The following is a 22,780-nucleotide window of genomic DNA, read 5'->3' on the forward strand; positions in this document are numbered from 1 at the left end:
CTTATACAACATTGCTTTTTTACACGAAATGGAATTTTAATTTGGTTAGGTTTTAATTTCTAAGAAATTTAACTTGTTTTTTTTTATTAAAAAGTGCCTCTAAAGCCTTATAGAACAAATAATTATTGTTTACAGTTATTGCTTTTAGTTGCTTAAAGTTTTAGTAAATACGAAAAGGAAGGATTTCAAGTTTATTAAATGAAATACTTGTTTTTTACTATTGAAAAGCTAGAATAAATGCATATTTCAGCTTCCTAAAGCAACTAATGTTATAAAAAAAAGCGCCTTTTAAAAGTAATTGGGGTATACTTTAAACATGATACTTGTAGTTTTTTAAAACAATCCTTAAAATAATCTGTTTAAATGTGTTTATAATAATACATAAAATGGAAAAGTTATATACAGCTGAGGTTACAGCAATTGGTGGTAGAGATGGACATATAAAATCAAGCGATGGCTTAATTGAGTTTGATTTAAGGAAGCCTAAAGAGTTAGGAGGACAAGGTGGTGCAACAAATCCTGAGCAGTTATTTGCAGCAGCATGGGGCCCTTGTTATTTAGGTGCACTTGGTTCTGTAGCAAACCACGATGGAGTTGATGTTAGTGAGGCATCCGTTAATGTTTTAGTTTCTTTTAATAAGGATGGAAATTCATTTGTGCTATCTGCCGATTTGGATGTTCATATCCCTGGAATATCACATGAAGAAGCACAATCACTTGCTGAAAAGGCGCATAGAGCTTGTCCGTATTCTAAAGCTACAAAAGGTAATATTGAAGTTCGTATTACGGCAATTTAATTTTTGTAGATATAAAAAAAGCGATCTTGTGGATCGCTTTTTTATTAATTATATCATTTGTTAAAGTGCTGCCTCTTCAATTTGCGTATTGACTGGCCTACCATTTTTAAAAGCTTCTCTAGTTTTTAAGCCTAATAATTCAAACATGGCCATATCATCAACAAAAGCCGGGTTTGGTGTGGTTAAAAGCTTATCGCCAGCAAAAATAGAACTTGCGCCAGCCATAAAACAAAAAGCTTGTTCTAAAGTGCTCATTTCATTTCTTCCTGCTGATAGGCGAACAACGGAGTTTGGCATTACAATTCGTGCGGTAGCAATCATTCTAACCATATCCCAGATTGGTACACGTGGTTGATTTTCTAACGGCGTTCCTTTAACAGGTACCAATGCATTTACAGGAACGGATTCTGGATGTTTAGCCATGTTTGATAAGGTTTGCAGCATAGAAACCCGATCTTCAACCGTTTCACCTAATCCAATTATCCCACCGCTACAAACCGTTAGTTTGGCTTTGCGCACATTTTTAATGGTATTTAAACGGTCATCATAAGTTCTGGTTGAGATAATTCTTTTGTAATCGTCTTCAGATGTATCAATATTATGGTTGTAAGCATATAAACCGGCATCAGCTAAACGCTGGGCTTGATTTTCGGTAAGCATACCCAAAGTACAGCAAACTTCCATATCCATTTCATTAACGGCTTTAACCATTTCTATCACACGGTCAAAATCTCGGTTATCTCTAACCTCTCTCCAGGCAGCGCCCATACATAAACGAGATGCACCACCTTCTTTAGCTTTCACCGCGGCGCTAACTACCTGGCTAACCTGCATTAATGGCTGTACTTCTAAATCTGTATGGTAACGTGCAGCTTGCGGGCAGTAAGAACAATCTTCTGCACAACCGCCAGTTTTAATAGATATTAATGAACTTACCTGAACTTCATTGTAATCCTTATTTACTCTATGAATGCTTGCGGCCTCATAAACCAAATCTAAAAATGGTTTATTGTAAATATCTGCTATTTCTTGTTTGCTCCAGTCGTGTCTTGTTGGTTGCATAATTTGATCAAAATTTTGTTGATTTATGGCTTTTAAAGTTGTGGAGCGCATCACAAACTTTCAATTTTATATTTAATGTCACAACAATAATTTACTGGCCAATCCCAAAATTAATAGGAAGCCAAAAACATCGGTAAAAGTAGTAATAATTATAGATGATGCAATTGCAGGATCTATGCCTACACGTTTTAAAATTAATGGAATACCTGCCCCTGTAATACCTGCAATAACTAAATTACCCGTCATAGCCAAGAAGATAACTAAGCCAAGCATAGGATTTCCATCAAAAAAGAAGGCGAAAATAAATACGATTAATCCGTTTGCGGCACCATTAATTAAGCCAACGGTAAACTCTTTCAACACCGTTCTATAAGCTTGTTTATCGGTTAAATCATATAAAGAAATACGCCTTACTGTAACGGCAAGCGCTTGTGTGGCAGCGTTTCCTCCCATTCCTGCAATAATTGTCATGTAGGCAGCAAGCGAAGGAATTAATTTTATAGTTGGATCGAAATAACGAACTACAGACGAGGCTAAAAATGCAGTGCCAAGGTTTATAATTAACCAAGGCAAACGGGATTTTACTGCCTCAACCCAATTTCCACTTAATTCTTCATCCTCTGATACCCCAGAAATTTTTAAGATATCTTCGGTACTTTCTTCCTGCATTACATCAATTACATCATCAAAGGTTACTCTGCCAAGTAATTTTTGATGATCGTCTATAACAGGAATACTGGTTAAGTTGTACTGTGAAATAAGGTAAGCTACTTCTTCCTGATCGGTATTTGGATGAACATAAACGGCATCCGTTTTAACTAATTCAGTTATTTGAGCATTATGGCGAGCTTTGATAATGTCTTTTAGTGAAACAATGCCCTTAAAAATTTCTTGATCGTCTACCACATATATGGTATAAAATTCTTCCATTTCCTCACTCTGGCGAATAATTTCATCAATAGCATCCTTTTTCGTCAGGTTAATATTTACACAGATTAAGTCTGTGTTCATTAATCCCCCTGCCGTTTTCTCGTCGTACGTTAATAAATTACGAATATTGGATGCATCTTCCTCATTTAAATCGCCTAAAATTTCCTTTTGCTCATGATCTTCCAGTTGCGAAATAATATCGGTAGCATCATCATAATCCAGTTCTTCAACTATTTCTGTCCGTTTATCAGGATGGAGCTTAAAGAGTAGATCCTCAGGATGGGATTCTTCATCCATTTCAGAAATAATTTCCGAAGCAATTTCTGCAGGCAGTAAATTTATAATATGCTGCTGCTCGGTTTTATCAAGTCGCTCAAATAAAATGGCTATTTCTGAAGCATGATAATCCTGTAAAACTTCTTTCAGAACTTCATCACCAGCTAAAATTGCGTTTTTAACCTTTAATACGTCGCTTTTATCTATCTCGAATGACTGCATCTATCTTTTGTGCTTAGTATTTTAGATTATCTTTAAATATGGAGCTTAAAATTATATTAAAATTTAAGAATAAAGGTTAACCCTGAATTATTTAATTATGTAGCGTTATTTAAACCAACCTTTTCTCCAAAAATATATTACTTGTAATACAGCAATTACGCCCATAATTATCCAAGTGTATAAATAACCGTGTTCCATGTAAAGTTCGGGCATATTATCTTTTAAAACTTTTCCGGTTACAGGGTCTTCCCTACTAAAATTCATTCCGTATATACCTGCAATAAAGGTTAAGGGAATAAAAATAGATGATATAATAGTTAATACCTTCATAATTTCATTCATCCGATTACTGATAATAGATAAATTCATATCAATATTGGCTGATGCAATTTCCTTTAATGATTCTATAAAATCAATAATCTGGATACAGTGATCGTAAGCATCCTTAATATAGGTTTTGGTTAAATCGGTAATTATTGGGCTATCACTCCGTAAAATATCATTTAACTTATCACGTTCGGGCCATGCAACTTTTCTAATCATAATCAATGATCGTTTAATGGCTTGTGTATCATACATAATCCGCTTGTCGGGGTTATCATACAATCTATCTTCGATTGCATCAAGTTCCTCACCCCAAAAATTAAGTAGTGTAAAGTAATTATCTACAATTACATCCATTATGGCATACATTAAATAACTGCTGCCCCCAATCCTGATGTTGCCCTTCCCTACTTCAAGGCGCTTTCTAACAGGTTCAAAGCAATCTTCATAAGTTTCTTGAAAGGTTATTAGTACTCGCCAAGTTAAAATAAATGAAATCTGATCGTTGCAAAGGCTACTATCCTCTCCCATGTAAAGATGCCTGCTTACTGCAAAAACGTATTTATCATTATCATATTCATCTAGTTTTGGCCTTTGATAAGAACTTGTAATGTCTTCTAAAACCAATCGACTAACATTAAGTTGCGAATAAAGAGTTTCAAACATACTCTCATTACTCAAACCTTTAACATCAATCCAATAATTAAACTCCTGATCTTCGGTCATCTTTTTAAGATCATCGAAATTTTCGATCTCCTCTTTCTTATAACTTTTATCGTTATAAGTATGCAGTGTGATGACTGATTTTAATGCATTTTCATCAATAGCATATAACCCAGGACTAGTACCCGGAGATGGTACCTTATAATGTTTATGACGATGACGCGGTTTGTTTTTACCCATAATTTATAAATATAACCGTGCTTGCGGACCTTGATTAAATAGTAAATCAACGATACTTAAGTTTGGCATAAATTGATTTCTATCTTCAAAAACCTGATAATATGGCTTATTGTTTACCATATCGTCAGTTTTCTTTGGATTCATACTATTTCGGTAATCAAGATCTGCGCCAACATTAGCAATATATTCGTCGGTAAACTTAAAATCAGTGGTTAGTTTCAGTTTTTTACTTATCCACTCTAAAAGTTGGAAGTTATAATCGAATAAGAAATCAAACTTTTGAGTGTAAAATTTAGATAACTCATCTTCATAAAACTCAAAGTAAGCAGAGCTACGGTAACAACTTTCGAGACTTAGCCAATGCAGGCGTTGCCAATTAAAATCATAACTAATTCTAACATCTTTAACGGTTGTATGTGTTTTTGAGCCTTTTACAACAGGTACAGTAATATCTAGTTTGCCATTTGGAGAACAAATACTTGCCCTGTTACGATAGGTTTGCTTTGGTAAATGCTCGTATTGCTCAATCAAAAAATTAGGATTAAGTTTTTGCATTAAACTAAAATAACCAACAGGTGGAATATAAAATAAAGGAAGTATAGCTGTATTCTGCATTTGAAAATTTATGTTTGTAACCCAAACGTTTTAAAAATAATGATAAAAAGAGGAATTGCGCATATAGGCGTATTTTTTTTATGCCTGATCTCGCTGCTCCCTCTGCAACTGCTGTTTTTTTTTGCAAGATTACTATATTATCTTCTTTATTACATAATAGGATATAGAAAAAAAGTTGTCAGACAGAATTTAGTAAATTCCTTTCCTGAAAAAAGCAAGGCAGAAATACTAAATATTGAGAAAAAATATTTCAAGTATTTAACCCAATTAATTTTCGAAATAATTAAAATGGCTTCTATTTCAAAAGAAGAAACATTAAAGAGGGTTAAGTTTAAGGGCTTGGATTTACTTGAAAATCATTTTAAAGCTGGCGAAAGTGTTATAGCTTGTACTGGCCATTATGGTAACTGGGAATTAGGTACACTAGCTTTAGGATTAAATATTTCTGCCAAAACAATAGTAATTTATAAGCCAATAAATAATAAAATATTTGAGCTTTGGTTTGATGGTTTACGTACAAAATATGGCAATATATTTTTAGCCATGAGGCAAACATTAAGAGGCATTGCAACTTATAGAAACGAAGCAACTTTACTTTGCCTGGCTAGCGATCAATCTCCGGTTAGGGAAGAAACGAAGTATTTTGTTAATTTTTTAAACCAACCCACGGCAGCACTACTGGGTGTAGAAAAAATTGCAAAGCAAACCAACAGACCAATTTATTATTTTAAGGTTTCGCCTGTTAAGAGCGGATATTATGAGGTTGAGGTTTTACCAATGTGCCCTGATCCATCCAAAACAGAAGAGTTTGAAATAACGAACTTGCATTTTAAGTTTTTAGAAGATATTATTAAAGAACAGCCCCAATATTGGCTCTGGAGCCATAAAAGGTGGAAAGTTAAACCCGAATAAATAAGAATGAATCCCTCAGTAGCCGTTGTAATTTTAAATTGGAATGGTAAAGAATTGTTAAACCAGTTTTTACCAGGAATACTCCTTTCAGATTATGATAATTTACAAGTCATTGTTGGCGATAACGCCTCAACAGATGGCTCAGTGTCCTTTTTAGAAGAAAAATTTCCGCAAGTTAAAGTCATTACAAATGATATTAATTATGGCTTTGCCGGTGGCTATAATAAGATTTTAGAACGTGTTGAAGCAGATTATTTCATCCTCTTAAACTCTGATGTTGAAGTTACCTCAAACTGGATAAAACCTGTTATTGCTTTAATGGAAAGTGATCCACTTATTGCTGCGGCTCAACCTAAAATTAAATGGCATGGAGATAAAAACCAGTTTGAATATGCTGGTGCTGCAGGTGGTTATTTGGATAAATTTAGCTTTCCTTTTTGCCGTGGACGTTTATTTAATGTTTACGAAATGGATAATGGGCAATACAACGATACTAAAGAAGTTTTTTGGGCAAGTGGTGCCGCCTTTTTCATTAAAAGCAAATGCTGGATTGAAGCTGGTGGATTGGATGCCGATCTTTTTGCCCACATGGAAGAGATTGATCTTTGCTGGCGACTTAAAAATTTGAATTACAAAATTATGTATTCTCCCGATGCTGAAGTTTATCACATTGGTGGAGGTACTTTACAAACTGAAAATCCATTTAAAACATATCTAAATTTTAGAAACAACCTTATTATTATGCAAAAGAATTTGCCTGCTGGCGATGCCTTTTTTCGTATAATTATTAGAATGTGGATTGATTTTATTGCTTGGTGGCATTTTTTACTTACAGGGAAACCAAAATTTACTTTGGCGGTAAGTAAGGGGCATTGGCATTTTATAAAAGCACTAATTAAAACAGCAGCAAAAAGAACCAAGTATCAAAAGCCTTATGCACAACATGCAGGTGTTTTTAATGGTAGCGTGGTTTGGGCTTTCTTTATTAAAAAAATTAGATTCTTTTCTAATCTTAAATAATTATTCCTCTAAGCTCGTTCTAACATTCTTTCTTAAAAAATTATGTAAACACGATTACTTTAATCATCGTGTTTACATAAAATAATAATGCCGGCGGCAGTAAAATTTATTTACCAGCTAAAGCTTCATCAATAGATTTTTTAACCCAGGGAATGGTATTAACTCCTAAACCCAGAGTACTAAATTTAATATAACCACTTTTATCTATTACCACATGCGTTGGATAGCCTTTTACATCGTATTTATTGGCAATATAACGGCCACCATCAACAATATTATAGTTGAATGGGGTTGTTTTTAGAAAGCTCTTTAAATCAGACTTTTCATCTAATGCAATGGCTAAAAAAACAACATTCTTATCTTTGTATTCATTTACAATATTATTAAGTTGAGGGATTTCTTCTTTACAGGGCGGACAATTAATAAACCAAAAATTAAGTACAAAAACTTTCCCAGTACTATCTCTAAGGTCGTATTTGTTTCCATTCATATCGCTTAACTTCAAGCCATTAAACAACTCTCCTTCCGGAAAAGATTGACTGGCTCTTGGTTTAGGCATCCTATCAAAAAACTCAGCTTTTTGTTCGGGTGTGAACTCATAAATAACAAACTCAGGTTTACCATTTTCTGCAAATGTACCACGGCTTTTTATACCAAAGTTGCCTGTTGAAACTAACTTTTTCCAAACAGCAAAGGGATAAACAATACCATCATCTCCCCTTACAACAGACTGTTCATTGATGGAAGTTTTTTTCTGAATAACGTCTTGAGCGTTAGCAAAAGATATACAGAATAAGAGAGCAATTAAAATTAGATTTTTAAGCATTTTGATTATTAATTAGTAAACTTTCTATAGCCAAACGGTACCCATTTATACCAAAACCTGTTAAAACACCTTTACAGTTTTTGCCTGTTAAAGAAACGTGTCTATATTCTTCTCTCGCATAAATATTGGAGATATGAACTTCAATTACAGGAGTTTTTATTGCAGCAATGGCATCTGCAATGGCTACAGAAGTATGTGTATAGCCACCAGCATTTAAAATTACCCCATCGTAGCTAAAACCAACTTCATGTAATTTATTAATGATTTCGCCCTCTACGTTGCTTTGAAAATATTCGATTTCTAAAATAGAATAAACGGTTTTTAACTCTTTAACATAATCGTCAAAACCCTGGTTGCCATAAATTGAAGGCTCACGAACGCCCAAAAGATTTAAATTTGGTCCGTTTATAATTTGTATTTTCATTGCTTGTTATTAGACTTTGGATTGCAGTAAAGTTAAAATGTTTTATCTAGATTTACAGCTTTAGATTTACAATTGATAATGTTTTTTTGATGAATTTGTTGCGCATTAAAATGACAGAAGCAAGTGGTTTTAATCTAAAATCGAATATCTAACAATTAATTATGCTGTGGCAATCTTACATTAAAGGGTTTAAAGCTTATTTAAAGCTCGAAAGATCATTATCGGCACATTCTGTTGAAGCTTATTTGAATGATATAGATAAATTATCTCAATACTATCAAAGCTTATCTAAAGAGCCGAGGTTAAATGAGGTTACCACATCAGATTTAAAACTTTTTATTAGCTGGCTAAATGAGTTAGGTATGCAGGCCAGCACGCAAGCACGCGTAATTTCTGGTTTAAAGGCTTTCTTCTCGTACCTTATGCTGGAAGATATAATTCAGAGCGATCCTATATCTTTAATTGAAGCACCTAAAATTAGCCGGAAATTACCTGATACCCTAAATATATACGAAATTAACAGTCTTATTGATGCCATTGATGCTTCCAAGCCCGAAGGCATGCGCAATAAAGCTATAATTGAAGTTTTGTATGGTTGTGGTTTAAGGGTTAGTGAGTTAACGGATTTAAAAATTTCTAATTTATATCCTCAAATAGAATTTATTAAAGTTATTGGTAAAGGGAATAAAGAGCGTTTGGTACCTATTGGAGGTGTTGCCTTAAAGTTGCTTGATATTTACTTAAATCAGGTTAGAGTACATGCCAATATTAAAAAGGGGAATGAAGATTTTATCTTTCTAAATCGTTTCGGTGCCAAGCTTTCACGGATTACTATTTTTACTTTAATTAAAAGCCTGGCGGTACATACAGGAATTAAAAAAACAATTAGTCCGCATACTTTACGCCACTCCTTTGCTACACACTTAATTGAAGGCGGTGCTGATTTAAGGGCAGTACAGGAAATGTTAGGACACTCCAGCATTACCACAACTGAAATTTACACCCATATTGATCGTGATTATTTAAAGGATATAATTACTCAGTTTCACCCAAGATCCTAATTGATTTAACTTTTAGTTAAGCAACATATCCTCTGAGCATATAATTATATGCTTTTTGTGATGCAACATATGCTCTGAGCATATAATGATATGCTTTTTGTGATACAACATATCCTCTGAGCATATAATTATATGCTTTTTGCGATACAACATATGCTCTGAGCATATAATTATATGCTTTTTGCGATACAACATATCCTCTGAGCATATAATGATATGCTTTTTGTGATACAACATATCCTTTGAGCATATAATTATACCCTTTTAGGTAAGCAACATTCCTTCAGGGGATGTTGGGCACTGTTAAAGAACAAAGCCAGAATAGTTAATTCGTTATTCTTTTATAAGTAAAGGTTTCAATTTTGGTGCTGAAATAGCTTTGAGTTCCTGTTGTACGCACAAAATTTCCATTGGATGCTATTTCCTTAATAATTTGATTTAAAACATCAGGTGCATTTACAGGATGAAAATAAATTAGCAGATTATTTTGTCTGTCGTAAACATCCAACCTGTTGACTTTCGTTTTATTTAGTTCCAATTTATCTATTGTATCCAGGTTAATCACATTACATTCCTTATTGTTTTTCTTTACAAATAGTTTTAAAGAATCAATATCTACTTCTATTTTGTGGTGCAGCAATTGCAAAAGTATAAAGAAGGGCCCGAGCACCAAAATGGCTACAATTATACCGGCAGCCTTAGCACTGCCAATTTTATTAACTTGATTTGCCATACCAATAATACCACCACATATAAAGTAAAATAAGGTAAATGCTATTATTAAATAAATAATTGCAAATGGTATGGCCTTTTGTTGGTTGTGCTGCTTAAACTTAAATGTTTTCATTGTAATACATGCAAAAACTGAAGCAATGGTTTATTAATATTCAATTTACGGTATATTATCTTATGTATTAAAGCACGTTTAAATTCGCGAGGTTTTATTTATAATTCGCAATGGTTAAATAATTATCCGTGTGTTGTTAACCTACTGTATTTTAAAAACTTTGTTTGTTTGCAATATGGATTAAGAAAAAAAATAGCGCTACAAGCTGTAGCGCTATTTTTTAAATACTTTAATGAACAGCTAAAAAACTATTCTATTCTTTTGTGAAAAGAATTTCTTTGCCACTTTGTTTAAGCGTTACCTCTTTTTTACCTGAATTAAATTCAAGCAAAATTCCAAATTTATCATACTGAAAAGTACTTGGCCCAGTAGCCTCCAAAACAATGGCAGGTTGCCCCGTAGCTTCAACAACCATTTTACCATCAGCTTTTGTTACCACAATTTTTATAGGAATCTGTGTGCTAGCATAAGTACCTAAAAACTGATCTAATTCTTCGGGTTTTATGGTGAAAGCTTTAAACGTTGGCAATTCAAAAGGCTGATTAAAGTAGCTGCTCAATGCACCCATTAATACATTGTTTAAGGAATATATCATGCCGTTAGAGATGATAGCAACAGCCAATTGCTCTTTAGGAAAGTACAATAAGTTTGATTGAAATTTATCAATTGCACCATCATGACCATAACTTACATTGCCGAAATAAGTTAAACTAAACAAACCCAACCCAAATTTTTCGTTTATGTTTTTCATCAACGTTAAGGATTGATTTGAAATGATTTTACCTGCAAAAAGCTGATTGATAAAAATCGTTAAATCTGTAGGATTTGAGGTAATTGCACCTGCTCCTATTGGTATAGATAAATCTGTTTCATCTTCTTTAGTCCACTTACCATCAAATGAATAAGAATAAGATTCGTTGTTGTTAATGTTAATTTTACCACCAGAATGTGTGTTTGCTAACCCTAATGGTTTAATAATTTTGGTGTTAAGGATTTCTGCATAAGATTTAGCATAGATTTTCTCTAATATATAACTCAAAATAATAAAGTTAGAATTGCTGTATTGAGCCTTACTATTAGGTTCAAAATCGCTTTTTCCATTAACAATAATATCAACCATTTCTTTTTCAGTTTTTGGGCTGGTGTAATATTCTTGGTAAGCCTTATCCTTTGTAATATTATGAATTCCACTTCTGTGATTCAACAAGTTTTCCATGGTGATTTTAGCAGAATTTTCTATTTGGGGGAAATAATGATCTAGTGTTTCAGTTAAAGAAATTTTCTTTTCTTCTACTGCTTTTAAAACCAGTACTGCAGTAAACATTTTAGAAATAGACCCTATTCTATATTTGGTTTTTACATCGGCTTTTTTTGAGGTTTCTACATCAGTATAACCAATAGAATTGGCATATATTAATTTGCCATTTTGAGTAATGGCAATACTGCCCATAAATTTATTGTTTTCTTCTAAAACCTTAAACAAACTATCCAAGCGTTGTTTATTAGGTATTTGTGAAAAACAATTTGTGATAAAAACAGTCAATAGACTGAGCGTTAATAGTTTTTTAATCATGATTTATTTTTTGTTTATACTTTTTTTGAATTTTAAGAGCAGGGTAATCAGCGTGTAAAACAGCAAAATGGATATTATCATTACCGGGATAAACCAATTGCCCAAAAGCTCCGTTACACCGCTTTGATTGGCTTCGCTTGATTTCCCTAAAACCAAAAATGTGGTGTCTTTATAAAACAATCCTACTTCGGTTGGATTGACAATTTTAGCGAAGATTAAAAACACAAAGCCGAATAATAGCAGGTAAAGAATAAAGAAAATAACGTACGAAACTCCGTTAGTAAGGTTTAACGCCAATGCTTTAAAAATATGTATTGGGTTGAATGTGGTTGTAGCTTGTTCTAACTTTTTATCGGCTACTAAAGGTTTTAAAACCTCTTCCGGAATCCCTAATTTGTCTATAATATCAAGTAAGGCATCAATTTCATTTGTAGTATCTTTCTTTTGAATAGCTTCGAAAATATGGCTGTTAAATTCCATGTAAACATCATCCTGATTTTCTTGTGATAGAGATGAAGTGGCCTTTTTTACCCGCCTCATATAATCAGTATATACTCTTTTTGAGGCTTCTTGATTAAATTTTATATTTTCTATTTTCATTTGATTATTTTTTGGATAGCGTTTTCTAAATTTTTCCAATAGGTGTTCATCTGCAACAGGGTTTCTGCTCCAGTTTCTGTTAAGCAATAATATTTACGTGGAATACCAGTTTCTTGCTCTACCCATTTAGAATCAACCAGATTTTCGGTTTTTAACCTGTTCATTAATGGATATAGTGTGCCCTCGGCTATTTCTATTTCGGCATGCTTTCTTATCTGCTCAATAAGTTCATAACCGTAATATTCATTCTCTTTTAGAATATTGAGGATAATAAAAGTTAGTGTTCCTTTCTTTACCTGCGATTTCCAGTTTGCAACAAACGTTTCATTCATAACACAAACATATAACAAAATACATAGCTATACAATGTACTTAGCTTTAAATTGTAAGCGCTAGAGTTAATTAGCTTAATTTCAGTTAATTAATTTATTTTAAAGAAAATAATTAGATAAGATTTATAGAGTTATAACAAGCTTTTGCCTTTGCGAAGTGATAATTTAGCTTGTTAAAATGCCTATAATGTTTAAATAATAATCTATTGTTTAAACATTATAGGCCTGTGTTTTTTTAGGCAATGTTTTGTAAGTACCTTAATACTTCTTCTTTTTTGCGACTGGAAACTGGAATTTTCTCATCGTTTTGCATTTGCAAAAATCCTTCTCTATAATACTTTTTCACGCATTGAAAATTGATGAGATAAGATTGATGGCACCTTAAAAAGCCCAAGAGTGTTAACATGCTTTCATATTCTTTTAGTCCTTTTGAAACTAAAATTTCACGTTTATTTTTAAGGTAAAAAGTTGTATATCCTTTATCGCTTTTGCAGTACATAATATCTTCCACATCAACAATTTCTATATATTCAAAGCTTTTTAAAGCTATACGCTTGGTGCCCCCTACACCTTGCGATAAATAATGCGCTCGGGCAACTTCCAGCTGTTGTTTATCAAAATGTTCTTGTTCTCTTTGGCGGTAGCATCTGGTTAATACTTCTGTTAATGCGGCTTCATCAATAGGTTTAAGTAAATAGCCAAAAGCGCCCATATTAAGTGCTTGTATTGCGTATTGATCGTAAGCTGTAAGGAAAATAACTTGAAAATCTTCCATATCCATCTCACTAAATAAACCAAAGCTATCTCCATCTTTCAGTCTAATATCAGCCAAAATAATATCAGGTTTTAGTTGCGGAATTTCAGTTGCAGCTTTAGCAACTTCTCCTGAGTGCCCTACAACATCAAAATGACTAATTTTTCGCACAATTTGTAATATGTGCTGCATAATATGTATTTCATCTTCCAGTATATAAAGTTTCATAATGTATTATTTTTAATCTTTAATTATTGGTATTCTAATCAGAACCAGCACACCGTGGCTTCCATTATCTTTTTTATCTTGTATTTCGAACTTTGCATCTTGTCCTGCAGAATTAAAAAGCACTTCAAATCTTTCTTTTAAAATAATTTGAGCCAATGAATTTTTCTTCACCCCAACCTTTTCTTTATTCATTAAGCCTATTCCATTATCATCAATGGTAATAAGTAATTGATTATTTTCTTGCTTAAACAATATGGTTAGAAGTCCTTTGTAATTAATGTTTCTAAAACCGTGCTCAATTGCATTTTCTATAAATGGTTGTATTAGCATTGGCGGAATTAGCGTGTCTTCTAAACTTAAACCCTCTTCGGTAATCACCTGATAATCAAAAAGACCTGTAAAGCGCATTTGCTGTAATAGGAGATAATTTTTTAATGTGCTTATTTCTTCTTCCAAATCAATAAAATCTTTTCTGTTTTGCTCTAAAATACTTCGTAATAGCTTGGAGAAAGAAGATAGATAATGTACAGATTCTTTGGTATCACCTGTAGAAATTAAGCCCTGAAGATTTGCAATGGCATTAAAAATGAAATGAGGATTTAGTTGCCCTTGCAGCAATTTTTGCTCAATATTTAATCTCTTATTTTCTGATGCCAATAATTTGTTTTTCCCCTTTAACTGTTGTTGCTTGTATATAATGTAAAAGAAGGAAAGTAAACCTAAAAATATAAGGAACGCCAGGCCAAGTGTCCATCTTTGTTGTACTATAATTTTTTGGTAAAGCACATTGCGACCATTAAGTTCAATAATACTTCTATCTTTTTTTTCTGCCTCATACTTTTCATGTAATTCGGCAACTTTTACGGCTTCAATTGCTGTAATATCTCTTAACTCCAAGCTATAGGCAGAATCTGCTGCTTCCAGAGCCTCGGCATAAGCACCTTTCATCTTATAAGAATTCATTAGCCCATTGTAATACATATTTTTTCGCCTTCCGGAATGGTGCGTTCTTTCAAAAGCTATCCCCTCCTTATAGTATCGAATGGCAGAATCTGGTAGATTATTTTGATTAAAACAGGTTGCTAAATTATTATAGGCAACATCATTTAGATTATTTGTTTTCTTTAAGTAGTTGAAGTAAATTTTACTGCTGGCAAGCGATTTAGCAAACTGCCCCTGCCTGCTATAAATTTGAGATTCATTATCATAAGTACGAGCCAGCGCAATGCTATCATTAATACTTTTTGCCAGGTTGCGGGCTTTCATATTATACATCATCATTCCATTATAATCGCCCATTTTGGACGCCAGCATAAAGGAAATATCATAATATCTTTGTTCAATTACCTTATGTGTTTTGTATGGATGGCTTTTATAATAACGCTCAGCATAGGTTAATGCTTCTCTAACATTATTATTTTGGTAGTAAGCCTTGGCGAGCAAATCATAATACATATGAATAATTTTACTGTGCACCTGCTCTGCTCTTTCCATTTTGGCAAGCAGCTGTTTCATTAATAAAGCATCTACTACGCCGCCGTTATTTGTGCTGTCATTTAAAAGACAATAATCTCTTAACAAGCCAATTTCTACATCCTTACTATTGGGTTTTATGCTTTTATATTCCATAACGGAACTATCACGCTTTTTTGCGAGCATAAATTTTCTTCCCTTAAAGTAGTGGTAAAAAGGGTTATCAACTCCGTTCACAGTGCTATCAATCAGTTTGCTTTCTTTTACAATAGCCTTTTTATATTCTGCAGATGATAAGGTATCAAGCGATATAATTATGGCTAAATAATCCTTATCAATCTGTTTTTTAGTAGGTGTAGTATTTTGCTTTGTGGTGGATTTTCCTGCATCATTACAGGAGAATATGAATGATAAAATTAAAACGCCTAAAACTGATGATGTGGCTTTCACACTCATTAATTGAAAAAATTTGGTCAACTGAAAAAGCATAATAATAGATCTGGTTACTCTTTTGTTTGAAGGATGAACACTAAATTATTTTTAAATATATCAATAGAAAACCTCTATAAAGAAGCCACTAAATATTCAATAGTTTCCATTTAATATTCGTAGCGTTTAGCTTAATATTTGACATCCGCCAGAAGCCAAAAGTCTGCTAAATACAGATATCAGTTCAAAGGCTACGAATATTGGTACTCAAGATGCAAATATAAAATCACAGTTGTGGGATTTACAATTTAACACCAATTTTAAAAAGCAAAACGAATATAATTATGACCATCCTCTACTTCTGAATACATATAATCAACCATTTATCACTTAAAAAACAAAAATTATGAAACATTTATTTATCGCATTAATTTGCACAGCAATTGGATTCAGCGCTTCAGCGAGCGATTTAACTCCAAAACACAACATGTTGGCTACTGTAAAAACTACGGTAAAAATAAACGACAGCCAATCAGAGATAAAAGCATCTAATAGCAAAAATGAATCGCTTAGTTTATTCCGTAAACAAATGGTTTTTACATTCCATGATGACTGTGGCCAACAATTAACAGTTTGGGTATCGGGCCCAAGTGCAGCCTCATTTATTTCTATGTATGATACGGCTCTTGATTATGCAGCAAACCAAATGACTGCGGGTCACGGATGTTTTTAAAATAAATTAACCTCTCTAAGTATATAGTTGGAGGATGGTTTTTGTTTTTTCAAAATGCCCTGGTATTTATTCCAGGGCTATTTAATCATTAATTTAAAAAGCATATGCGTTATTATTTAAAGTTTTTCGTATCGGTATTAATGCTATACACACTTTATTCATTTAGTTATAAAAATACATCTGAGCCTACTAGCGGTGTTGCGTTCTACCATTTTTTTCATATTAGAGATACCACCAATACGGGTAGAATTTGGGAAGAGGATTTTCAAATGGCCTTTAACAGCAACAGGAGTTTATATACCAGTTATACAAAAAAGGTTCAGGATTCCATTCATAAAGCAAAATTTGAAGCGGCGAGTAACGCTGGCTCAAATGAAATTGATATGGGTGTTTTTGTTCCATCTACTACAGAAAACATCTATACATCAGAAAATGAGAATACGCTTTATGTAAACAAATCTTTTAATAATAATAACTATTTGATTAAGGAAGATTTTGAGAAAATTAACTGGAAAATTGAAAAGGAAACTAAAACGTTATTAGGTTATACCTGCCAAAAAGCTACTGGAATTTGTAAAGGACGCAACTATACAGCATGGTTTACAACCGATGTGCCTGCCAGTTTTGGTCCGTGGAAATTACATGGCTTACCGGGTTTAATTTTAGAAGCTTATGATAACAGCCAGAGAATAAAGTTTACTTGTACTAAAATATCATTGGGTGCTTCTCCAGCCAATAATCTATCGTTAGAATTACCTAAAGATGCCATTGCAACTACTTATGCTGAATATAACCGCATGGAAAAAGCTTATAAAGAGGGTTTAAATATGGATGGATACAGTGGAAGCGACATAACTATAGATAAAATAAGTGTAAATAATAATAAGCCGGCAGGTAGCATTAAAAAATCAGGCTTAAATTATCCTTTGGAATTAAAAAATTAAATTTAATCTGGTGTGTACAAAAAAGCCATCCTTCTTTCTTTCATGCTATTGCTATCCTCGTTAATACTATCTGCACAGGGTATATTAAGTATAAATGGCGTGGTAAAGGATAGCATTGGTAATCCTGTTGTGGCGGCATCGGTAACCATTATAAACGAAAGTGGATCGGGCATTAATTTTACAAAAACTAATCAGCAGGGGCTTTTTAATTTCAAATTTAGTAACACAGCAGAAAAATTATTTATTAAGGTAACCTGCCTAGGTTACCAGCAAAATACCACTCCATTTGCGCAGAACATTAATGATACGTATATAATTACCTTAAAAAAAGCGGTAAACCAATTAAAGGAAGTAACGATTAAATCAAATACCAAAATATCTTTATCAAGCGATACTTTAAAATATAATGTAAAGGCTTTTAGAGATCAAAATGATAAGGTAATCGCCGATTTGATCAATAAATTGCCAGGCATCCAGGTAGATGAAAAAGGTTCTATTAGCTACAACGGCAAACGTATTACCAATGTTTATATTGATGGAGATAACCTACTAGACGGGAAATATGGAATTGCAACTAAAAGTGTACCTGTTGGCGCTGTTGAGCAGGTACAGGTAATAGAACGCGACCAACCTATTAAAGCATTAAATGGATATGTGGTAACCAACAATGTTTCATTAAACTTAAAACTAACGGATAGTGCCCGCACTATAACAATTAATACTGGGCACGTTGGTGCTGGAAATAAAGCTTACAGTGCGGAATTGAATAACCTTATTTTTAAAAAGAAAGTTAAGAGTATCAACAATTTAAAGGCAAATAATATTGGGCAAGATTTGCTTGGTGAAAATGCCAACATGGGTGTATCTTTTAACAATAATGAGGTGAATTTAAAAACCAGTCAGCCTTATTTATCTATGGAAGCTGGAACGCAACCAACGGTAAGCGATAAATATTATTTGATGAATAATGATTACGCAGGAAGTATTAATGTCTTATTTAAGTTAAAATCTGACTGGGGAGTACGCCTCAATCTTTCTTCTTTACAACTAAAGCGGAAATATAATTACAGCAACTTGGTTAATTACTTTTTGCCGGAAGATACCATCACCTATCAGGAGCTGCAGAATAATGTTTACAAACTAAACCAATGGCAGTTTTTGGGGCAAGTAGAGAAAAATAGTAATTCTATTTATTTAAAATCCATTACCAAATTAGAAATCCCAAAATGGGATAGAAATGGAATTACCGCTCAAAATGGCTTGGATTTTTCACAAAAGCAGCCTTCCAATTATCTATCATTAAGTAATGAAACGAATGTTGTAAAAGCACTCGGAAAGGATAATATACTTCAATATAATTCTGTTGTACAGTATTATAAAATGGATGAGAGTTTACAAATTTCTCCAGGAATACAAGAAAATATTGTGAACGATAGCATAGGTTATTTAATGCTAGATCAAAAAGTTAACACTAAAAATGTGTTTATTAATCAGTCTGCATCTTATAAGTTAAAATTTAATAGGTTTATTCTTTCTGCTTCTTTAGGAATTTCCTTTGAGCATAATAAGTTAAATAGTAATTTATATAAAACAGATAGCACCAATAACATTAGTGAAATAGGTAAGCGATTTAAAAATGATATAAAATTTAATCGTTTAAGTTTATTTGGAAAGGCATCTTTAATTTACCTTCTGCAGAAAGGATCATTAAGCGTGGAGTTAAGTCCGTCAAATGATTTCATCAACTATGTTTCTCCCGAAAAAAACATTGCAACAAGGAACAAATACTTTTTGGTGAATCCAATTATTGAGTTTCGCAAAAATATTAGCAAGTATGGCGAATTAAACTTTAGGTTTGCTCAACAAACTGAATTTGGGCAGGTTGGTGAGATTTATCCAGGTACTATTTTAGTAAATTACAGGCAGTTTAATTTTAATGAAACTCCCCTGCCTAAAACAGATATTACTTCCCTATCCGCCAGGTATTCTTACCGTAAGCCTATAAAAATGCTTTTTTATAATCTAAACTTCAGTTATAACAAAACCATACAAAATTTTATAAATTCTTATACCATTGATAGTGGCTTAACAAAATCTATAGCGATAGATTTTAAAAACAAAACTGATAAATACGCGGTTAATGGCAATATTTCAAAGTATTTATTCTTTGCAGAAACGAATCTTTCTGCTAATGGTGGTTTTGGACTACAAAAAGGATTTAGCTTTTATAATAATGAAATTACCCCATTTAATGCATATGATTTTAACCTCGTTATAACTTTGAGAAAAAAGATATTTAACCAGGTAACATTTTCTGTAACTGGAGAGATGCGTAAACTAATAAACAAACAAAGTACACTTCAGAATGCGGAAATAAAGAATGAAACAAAAATTGAAAAGCTAAAAGCAGATTGGCAGCATAATTTAAATAGCCAGTTATCTTATACTTTATCGTATAATTTTACTTCATATCAGCAATCGCTACAACAACCAGTTCGCAATAACTTTTTAGATTTAAATATTAAATATGCTCCTACAAAATGGAAAAGTTATTTCGAGTTTCAGTGTATTAACTTAGTAAACCAGAATATATACCAGCAAATTAATTCTAGTCCAAACCAATTGTCTGTATTTCAAATTCCTTTAAGAGAAAGAACGTTTTTACTAAAATACTTTTTTACATTTTAAGGTAGATGTGGAGTAATAATTTACATAAAACCTATTGCGACATTGGAGGCCTGTAACAAAAAAATTGCTCTTTAAAAATACAGTGTGACCATCATCATTATATTTTAAAGTTAAAAACCTGCATCTTAGCTGGCTGATTAAGGCCCTAACTAAATGACGAATCTTATTACCAGAATCATCCATATTATGATGTTTCTTTTCATTTTAACCTCTACTGCAACATATGCTCAAAACAAAACCATTCAAATTAAAGGGAGTATTGTAGATGAATATCAAAACCCGCTGGCTGGCTGCACAATTGTTTTGTATAATAAGGATAGCAAATCGCTTGGTAAAGTTACATCTGAAATTAACGGAACTTTCAAGTTTATGCTTGATAAAAGCGACAGTTACAAAATCGCCGTAACACATACAGGATTTAGCTCTTTTCAATCTCCATTTTTTGAATTTAAAGACCATGATTTCGGCAAAATACAGCTGATTTCAGAAAGTCAGAATTTAAAAGATGTTATCATACAATCGAAGCAAAAGCTGATCGAAACCAATGGACCTAACCTAGTTTATAATGTGCAAAATAGTATTTCGGCACAGGGAAGCACTGCTTTTGATGCTTTAAAAAAGGCGCCAGGAATTTATATTGATAATGATAACAATATTAGTTTGAATGGAAAAAATGGTGCGATGGTTTTACTGGATGGAAAGCAAACCTACCTTTCAGCAAAGGATATTGCCGACTTATTGAAATCAATGCCAGCATCGGGATTAAAATCGATAGAAATTATAAATAGTCCTACAGCCAAATACGACGCAGCAGGTTCGGCAGGGATAATTAATATTAAAACCTTAAAAACTCAACTGAAAGGTTTTACGGGGAGTACAAATACTGGCATATCTTATGGTGTAAGCTTAAAACAAAATCAGGATATTTCCTTTAGCTATAGAAAAAACAAATTGAACTTGTTTGGTGGGTATAATCACTTTTTTGGTAACTATTCCTATTTATATGGCTCTGATAGGATTCAGGATGGCAATCGATATGATAGTTTTACGGATGATACTGATAAACGCAAAAAAATGTCGGGCAGATTAGGTCTGGATTATAACATAAATAAGAAAAACACGATTGGCGTTTTAATGAACGGGAATTTTCTATTTGGTGGAGGCATTACGGAGACAAAAACAAATATCAGTTTGCCAACATCAAGCCACATAAATCAAGTTTTGGATGCCGTAAATGATTATTATATGCAGCAAACACAGCGATATAATTTTAACGTAAATTATAAATATGAAGATAGTTTAGGCAGATTACTTAACGTTGATGCAGATTATGGTTATTACAAAAAAGGTTCGGGCAACTTACAATCCAACCGTTATACAAACGATCAGCAGCAAATAACAAGTGATAATTTATATAGATCATTAAATGCAGCTGACATAAAACTATTTGCAGTGAAATTAGATTACAGCACAAACTTAGCCAATGGGAAGCTTGAAACAGGTTTAAAGTTTTCTTCAACAAAATCTGCAAACGACTCACGTTTTTTACTGGTTTTACCAGGCGCTGAAACTTTGGATGAAAACCGTTCTAATGCTTTTGAGTTTGATGAAAAAATCTCAAGTGTCTATATCGATTACAAGAAAACATTAGATAAATGGACTTTTGAAGCTGGTTTGCGCTTAGAGCATTCAGATTCTAAAGGAACACTGTATGCAATCAAAAACGGACAGAACTCAGTAAATGAAGTTCCGCGCAACTATAATAATCTGTTTCCATCTGCAAGTATTTCTTATAAACCTGTAGAAAACCATAGTTTTTCTATTGGTTATTCTCGTCGAATAGATCGACCTGCGTATCAGGATTTAAACCCTTTTACCTATCTTTTGGATGAACTTTCTTTTTGGCAAGGAAATCCATTTTTACAGCCTCAACTCTCCCACCGAATTACTGCTCAATATGCTTTTAAAAGCTCAACCATAGTTGGCTTTGCATTTGCCCATACAAATGGCTTTACCACTGAAATTACGGATACCATTGATGTAAATAAAATTGTAATGACCCCCAGAAATCTTGGTGTACAGGAAAATTTATCACTATCATTAACACAAAATATTACTGCAACAAATTGGTGGAATTTGAGTTTTAACGGCGTACTTTATCGCTTAAATAATAAAATTAATTACGATGCTTACCGAAGTCAGAATTTAAAACAACTTGCAGGACGCATAACTTTACAACAAAATTTTAAATTACCACTTAAACTTAATGGAGAGATTTCTGCAGCATACAACACCAAACGCCTTGCCGGTGCAAACGAAATAAGTAAAGCAAACAGTCAGGTAGATTTAGGATTACAAAAAAGCTTTATGGATAATAAAGCTTCACTTAGATTGGTTTTTAGTGATATTTATAAAGGAAACAAATTAAATTCATTCCAAAGCAGGGATAATTTCTCCATCAGAAGTTATGGTTATTTTGAAAGCAGGCAGATTCGCTTAAACTTTACCTATAAATTTGCAAGTGGAGAATCTAAAGGTCCAAGAAATAGAAGTTCTGCTTTAGATAACGAAAACGGAAGAATAAAATAGGTTTTGGAAGTATAGCAGAAGCAACAGTTAATATTTTTTTAAAAAAAATAGAGTTCAAAATAAATTTACAATTTTATAAATCAAACACTTACATCGCATATTATTTAGATACTTTTAAAAGATTAAAACTATTTTAAAAAAGTGTTGGCATGAATAATAATAATTTCTATATTTGCACTCCCTAATCGAAAGGGAAATGATTCCGTAGCTCAGCTGGT

General features: G+C 32.8%; 21 protein-coding genes. 8 read left to right on the forward strand and 13 right to left on the reverse strand.

Annotated features, from left to right (window positions below; genetic code table 11):
• The first annotated feature begins 386 nt into the window (after window positions 1-386).
• Window positions 387-797: an organic hydroperoxide resistance protein gene (locus EHC72_RS12390; RefSeq protein ID WP_131538017.1), complete on the forward strand. Its 411-nt coding sequence runs from the start codon at window positions 387-389 to the stop codon at window positions 795-797.
• A 60-nt stretch (window positions 798-857) separates the two neighbouring features.
• On the opposite strand, the gene bioB is transcribed toward EHC72_RS12390, so the two are convergent.
• The 4 genes from bioB to EHC72_RS12410 all read right to left on the reverse strand — a co-directional run bounded on the left by bioB (window position 858) and on the right by EHC72_RS12410 (window position 5,129).
• Complete coding sequence (gene bioB / locus EHC72_RS12395) at window positions 858-1,859, reverse strand: biotin synthase BioB (RefSeq protein WP_131538042.1); 1,002 nt, start codon at window positions 1,857-1,859, stop codon at window positions 858-860.
• Window positions 1,860-1,937: 78 nt separating this feature from the next.
• Window positions 1,938-3,287, reverse strand: coding sequence for a magnesium transporter (gene mgtE, locus EHC72_RS12400; RefSeq protein WP_131538018.1), 1,350 nt, complete (start codon window positions 3,285-3,287; stop codon window positions 1,938-1,940).
• A 105-nt stretch (window positions 3,288-3,392) separates the two neighbouring features.
• Window positions 3,393-4,514 carry a magnesium/cobalt transporter CorA gene (gene corA / locus EHC72_RS12405; RefSeq protein WP_165585818.1) on the reverse strand — a complete coding sequence of 374 codons (1,122 nt, stop codon included), beginning with the start codon at window positions 4,512-4,514 and terminating at the stop codon, window positions 3,393-3,395.
• A gap of 3 nt (window positions 4,515-4,517) precedes the next feature.
• Complete coding sequence (locus tag EHC72_RS12410; protein WP_131538019.1) at window positions 4,518-5,129, reverse strand: WbqC family protein; 612 nt, start codon at window positions 5,127-5,129, stop codon at window positions 4,518-4,520.
• A gap of 39 nt (window positions 5,130-5,168) precedes the next feature.
• On the opposite strand from EHC72_RS12410, the gene EHC72_RS12415 reads away from it, so the two are divergent.
• The gene (locus EHC72_RS12415; RefSeq protein WP_131538020.1) at window positions 5,169-6,041 is read left to right on the forward strand and encodes a lysophospholipid acyltransferase family protein; all 873 of its coding nucleotides are present in this window, start codon (window positions 5,169-5,171) and stop codon (window positions 6,039-6,041) included.
• A 6-nt stretch (window positions 6,042-6,047) separates the two neighbouring features.
• Entirely contained in the window at window positions 6,048-7,061 is a 1,014-nt protein-coding gene (locus tag EHC72_RS12420) for a glycosyltransferase family 2 protein (protein WP_131538021.1), read from the forward strand.
• 106 nt (window positions 7,062-7,167) lie between these two features.
• On the opposite strand, the gene EHC72_RS12425 is transcribed toward EHC72_RS12420, so the two are convergent.
• Window positions 7,168-7,887: a TlpA disulfide reductase family protein gene (locus EHC72_RS12425; RefSeq protein WP_131538022.1), complete on the reverse strand. Its 720-nt coding sequence runs from the start codon at window positions 7,885-7,887 to the stop codon at window positions 7,168-7,170.
• Complete coding sequence (gene aroQ / locus EHC72_RS12430) at window positions 7,880-8,311, reverse strand: type II 3-dehydroquinate dehydratase (RefSeq protein ID WP_131538023.1); 432 nt, start codon at window positions 8,309-8,311, stop codon at window positions 7,880-7,882. The genes EHC72_RS12425 and aroQ overlap by 8 nt, the downstream gene beginning before the upstream one ends.
• 161 nt (window positions 8,312-8,472) lie before the next feature.
• Here aroQ and xerD point away from each other — a divergent pair, with 161 nt between their 5' ends.
• The gene (gene xerD, locus EHC72_RS12435; protein WP_131538024.1) at window positions 8,473-9,372 is read left to right on the forward strand and encodes a site-specific tyrosine recombinase XerD; all 900 of its coding nucleotides are present in this window, start codon (window positions 8,473-8,475) and stop codon (window positions 9,370-9,372) included.
• 16 nt (window positions 9,373-9,388) lie between these two features.
• Here the strand turns inward: xerD and EHC72_RS12440 are convergent, their stop codons facing one another.
• The 7 genes from EHC72_RS12440 to EHC72_RS12470 all read right to left on the reverse strand — a co-directional run bounded on the left by EHC72_RS12440 (window position 9,389) and on the right by EHC72_RS12470 (window position 15,635).
• Window positions 9,389-9,622 (reverse strand): hypothetical protein, encoded by a 234-nt coding sequence (locus EHC72_RS12440; RefSeq protein WP_131538025.1) that lies wholly within the window; start codon window positions 9,620-9,622, stop codon window positions 9,389-9,391.
• Window positions 9,623-9,697: 75 nt separating this feature from the next.
• Window positions 9,698-10,219: a hypothetical protein gene (locus EHC72_RS12445; protein ID WP_131538026.1), complete on the reverse strand. Its 522-nt coding sequence runs from the start codon at window positions 10,217-10,219 to the stop codon at window positions 9,698-9,700.
• A 253-nt stretch (window positions 10,220-10,472) separates the two neighbouring features.
• On the reverse strand, window positions 10,473-11,792 hold the full coding sequence (locus EHC72_RS12450) for a serine hydrolase domain-containing protein (protein WP_131538027.1): 1,320 nt from the start codon (window positions 11,790-11,792) through the stop codon (window positions 10,473-10,475).
• Between the two features lie 3 nt (window positions 11,793-11,795).
• The gene (locus EHC72_RS12455; RefSeq protein ID WP_131538029.1) at window positions 11,796-12,392 is read right to left on the reverse strand and encodes an HAAS signaling domain-containing protein; all 597 of its coding nucleotides are present in this window, start codon (window positions 12,390-12,392) and stop codon (window positions 11,796-11,798) included.
• Window positions 12,389-12,724 carry a PadR family transcriptional regulator gene (locus tag EHC72_RS12460; RefSeq protein WP_131538030.1) on the reverse strand — a complete coding sequence of 112 codons (336 nt, stop codon included), beginning with the start codon at window positions 12,722-12,724 and terminating at the stop codon, window positions 12,389-12,391. The genes EHC72_RS12455 and EHC72_RS12460 overlap by 4 nt, the downstream gene beginning before the upstream one ends.
• Before the next feature lie 235 nt (window positions 12,725-12,959).
• Entirely contained in the window at window positions 12,960-13,706 is a 747-nt protein-coding gene (locus tag EHC72_RS12465; protein WP_131538031.1) for a LytR/AlgR family response regulator transcription factor, read from the reverse strand.
• Between the two features lie 12 nt (window positions 13,707-13,718).
• Window positions 13,719-15,635 (reverse strand): tetratricopeptide repeat-containing sensor histidine kinase, encoded by a 1,917-nt coding sequence (locus EHC72_RS12470; protein ID WP_131538032.1) that lies wholly within the window; start codon window positions 15,633-15,635, stop codon window positions 13,719-13,721.
• Window positions 15,636-16,014: 379 nt separating this feature from the next.
• On the opposite strand from EHC72_RS12470, the gene EHC72_RS12475 reads away from it, so the two are divergent.
• From EHC72_RS12475 to EHC72_RS12490, 4 genes are all read left to right on the forward strand, one after another.
• A complete protein-coding gene (locus tag EHC72_RS12475; RefSeq protein WP_131538034.1) occupies window positions 16,015-16,341 on the forward strand; it encodes a hypothetical protein in 327 nt (108 codons plus the stop codon).
• Window positions 16,342-16,445: 104 nt separating this feature from the next.
• Window positions 16,446-17,285, forward strand: coding sequence for a GLPGLI family protein (locus tag EHC72_RS12480; RefSeq protein WP_131538036.1), 840 nt, complete (start codon window positions 16,446-16,448; stop codon window positions 17,283-17,285).
• Between the two features lie 12 nt (window positions 17,286-17,297).
• A complete protein-coding gene (locus EHC72_RS12485) occupies window positions 17,298-19,973 on the forward strand; it encodes a carboxypeptidase-like regulatory domain-containing protein (RefSeq protein WP_131538037.1) in 2,676 nt (891 codons plus the stop codon).
• Window positions 19,974-20,126: 153 nt separating this feature from the next.
• A complete protein-coding gene (locus EHC72_RS12490; protein WP_131538038.1) occupies window positions 20,127-22,562 on the forward strand; it encodes a TonB-dependent receptor domain-containing protein in 2,436 nt (811 codons plus the stop codon).
• The last annotated feature ends 218 nt before the right edge of the window (window positions 22,563-22,780 follow it).

Source organism: Pedobacter nototheniae (assembly GCF_004335085.1).
Lineage (GTDB): Bacteria > Bacteroidota > Bacteroidia > Sphingobacteriales > Sphingobacteriaceae > Pedobacter > Pedobacter nototheniae.

Coding starts and splice junctions, on each gene's coding strand:
- EHC72_RS12390 (WP_131538017.1), top strand. CDS start 387: ATGGAAAAGTTATATACAGCTGAGGTTACAGCAATTGGTGGTAGAGAT.
- bioB (WP_131538042.1), bottom strand. CDS start 1,859: ATGCAACCAACAAGACACGACTGGAGCAAACAAGAAATAGCAGATATT.
- mgtE (WP_131538018.1), bottom strand. CDS start 3,287: ATGCAGTCATTCGAGATAGATAAAAGCGACGTATTAAAGGTTAAAAAC.
- corA (WP_165585818.1), bottom strand. CDS start 4,514: ATGGGTAAAAACAAACCGCGTCATCGTCATAAACATTATAAGGTACCA.
- EHC72_RS12410 (WP_131538019.1), bottom strand. CDS start 5,129: ATGCAGAATACAGCTATACTTCCTTTATTTTATATTCCACCTGTTGGT.
- EHC72_RS12415 (WP_131538020.1), top strand. CDS start 5,169: ATGATAAAAAGAGGAATTGCGCATATAGGCGTATTTTTTTTATGCCTG.
- EHC72_RS12420 (WP_131538021.1), top strand. CDS start 6,048: ATGAATCCCTCAGTAGCCGTTGTAATTTTAAATTGGAATGGTAAAGAA.
- EHC72_RS12425 (WP_131538022.1), bottom strand. CDS start 7,887: ATGCTTAAAAATCTAATTTTAATTGCTCTCTTATTCTGTATATCTTTT.
- aroQ (WP_131538023.1), bottom strand. CDS start 8,311: ATGAAAATACAAATTATAAACGGACCAAATTTAAATCTTTTGGGCGTT.
- xerD (WP_131538024.1), top strand. CDS start 8,473: ATGCTGTGGCAATCTTACATTAAAGGGTTTAAAGCTTATTTAAAGCTC.
- EHC72_RS12440 (WP_131538025.1), bottom strand. CDS start 9,622: ATGCTCAAAGGATATGTTGTATCACAAAAAGCATATCATTATATGCTC.
- EHC72_RS12445 (WP_131538026.1), bottom strand. CDS start 10,219: ATGAAAACATTTAAGTTTAAGCAGCACAACCAACAAAAGGCCATACCA.
- EHC72_RS12450 (WP_131538027.1), bottom strand. CDS start 11,792: ATGATTAAAAAACTATTAACGCTCAGTCTATTGACTGTTTTTATCACA.
- EHC72_RS12455 (WP_131538029.1), bottom strand. CDS start 12,392: ATGAAAATAGAAAATATAAAATTTAATCAAGAAGCCTCAAAAAGAGTA.
- EHC72_RS12460 (WP_131538030.1), bottom strand. CDS start 12,724: ATGAATGAAACGTTTGTTGCAAACTGGAAATCGCAGGTAAAGAAAGGA.
- EHC72_RS12465 (WP_131538031.1), bottom strand. CDS start 13,706: ATGAAACTTTATATACTGGAAGATGAAATACATATTATGCAGCACATA.
- EHC72_RS12470 (WP_131538032.1), bottom strand. CDS start 15,635: ATGAGTGTGAAAGCCACATCATCAGTTTTAGGCGTTTTAATTTTATCA.
- EHC72_RS12475 (WP_131538034.1), top strand. CDS start 16,015: ATGAAACATTTATTTATCGCATTAATTTGCACAGCAATTGGATTCAGC.
- EHC72_RS12480 (WP_131538036.1), top strand. CDS start 16,446: ATGCGTTATTATTTAAAGTTTTTCGTATCGGTATTAATGCTATACACA.
- EHC72_RS12490 (WP_131538038.1), top strand. CDS start 20,127: ATGACGAATCTTATTACCAGAATCATCCATATTATGATGTTTCTTTTC.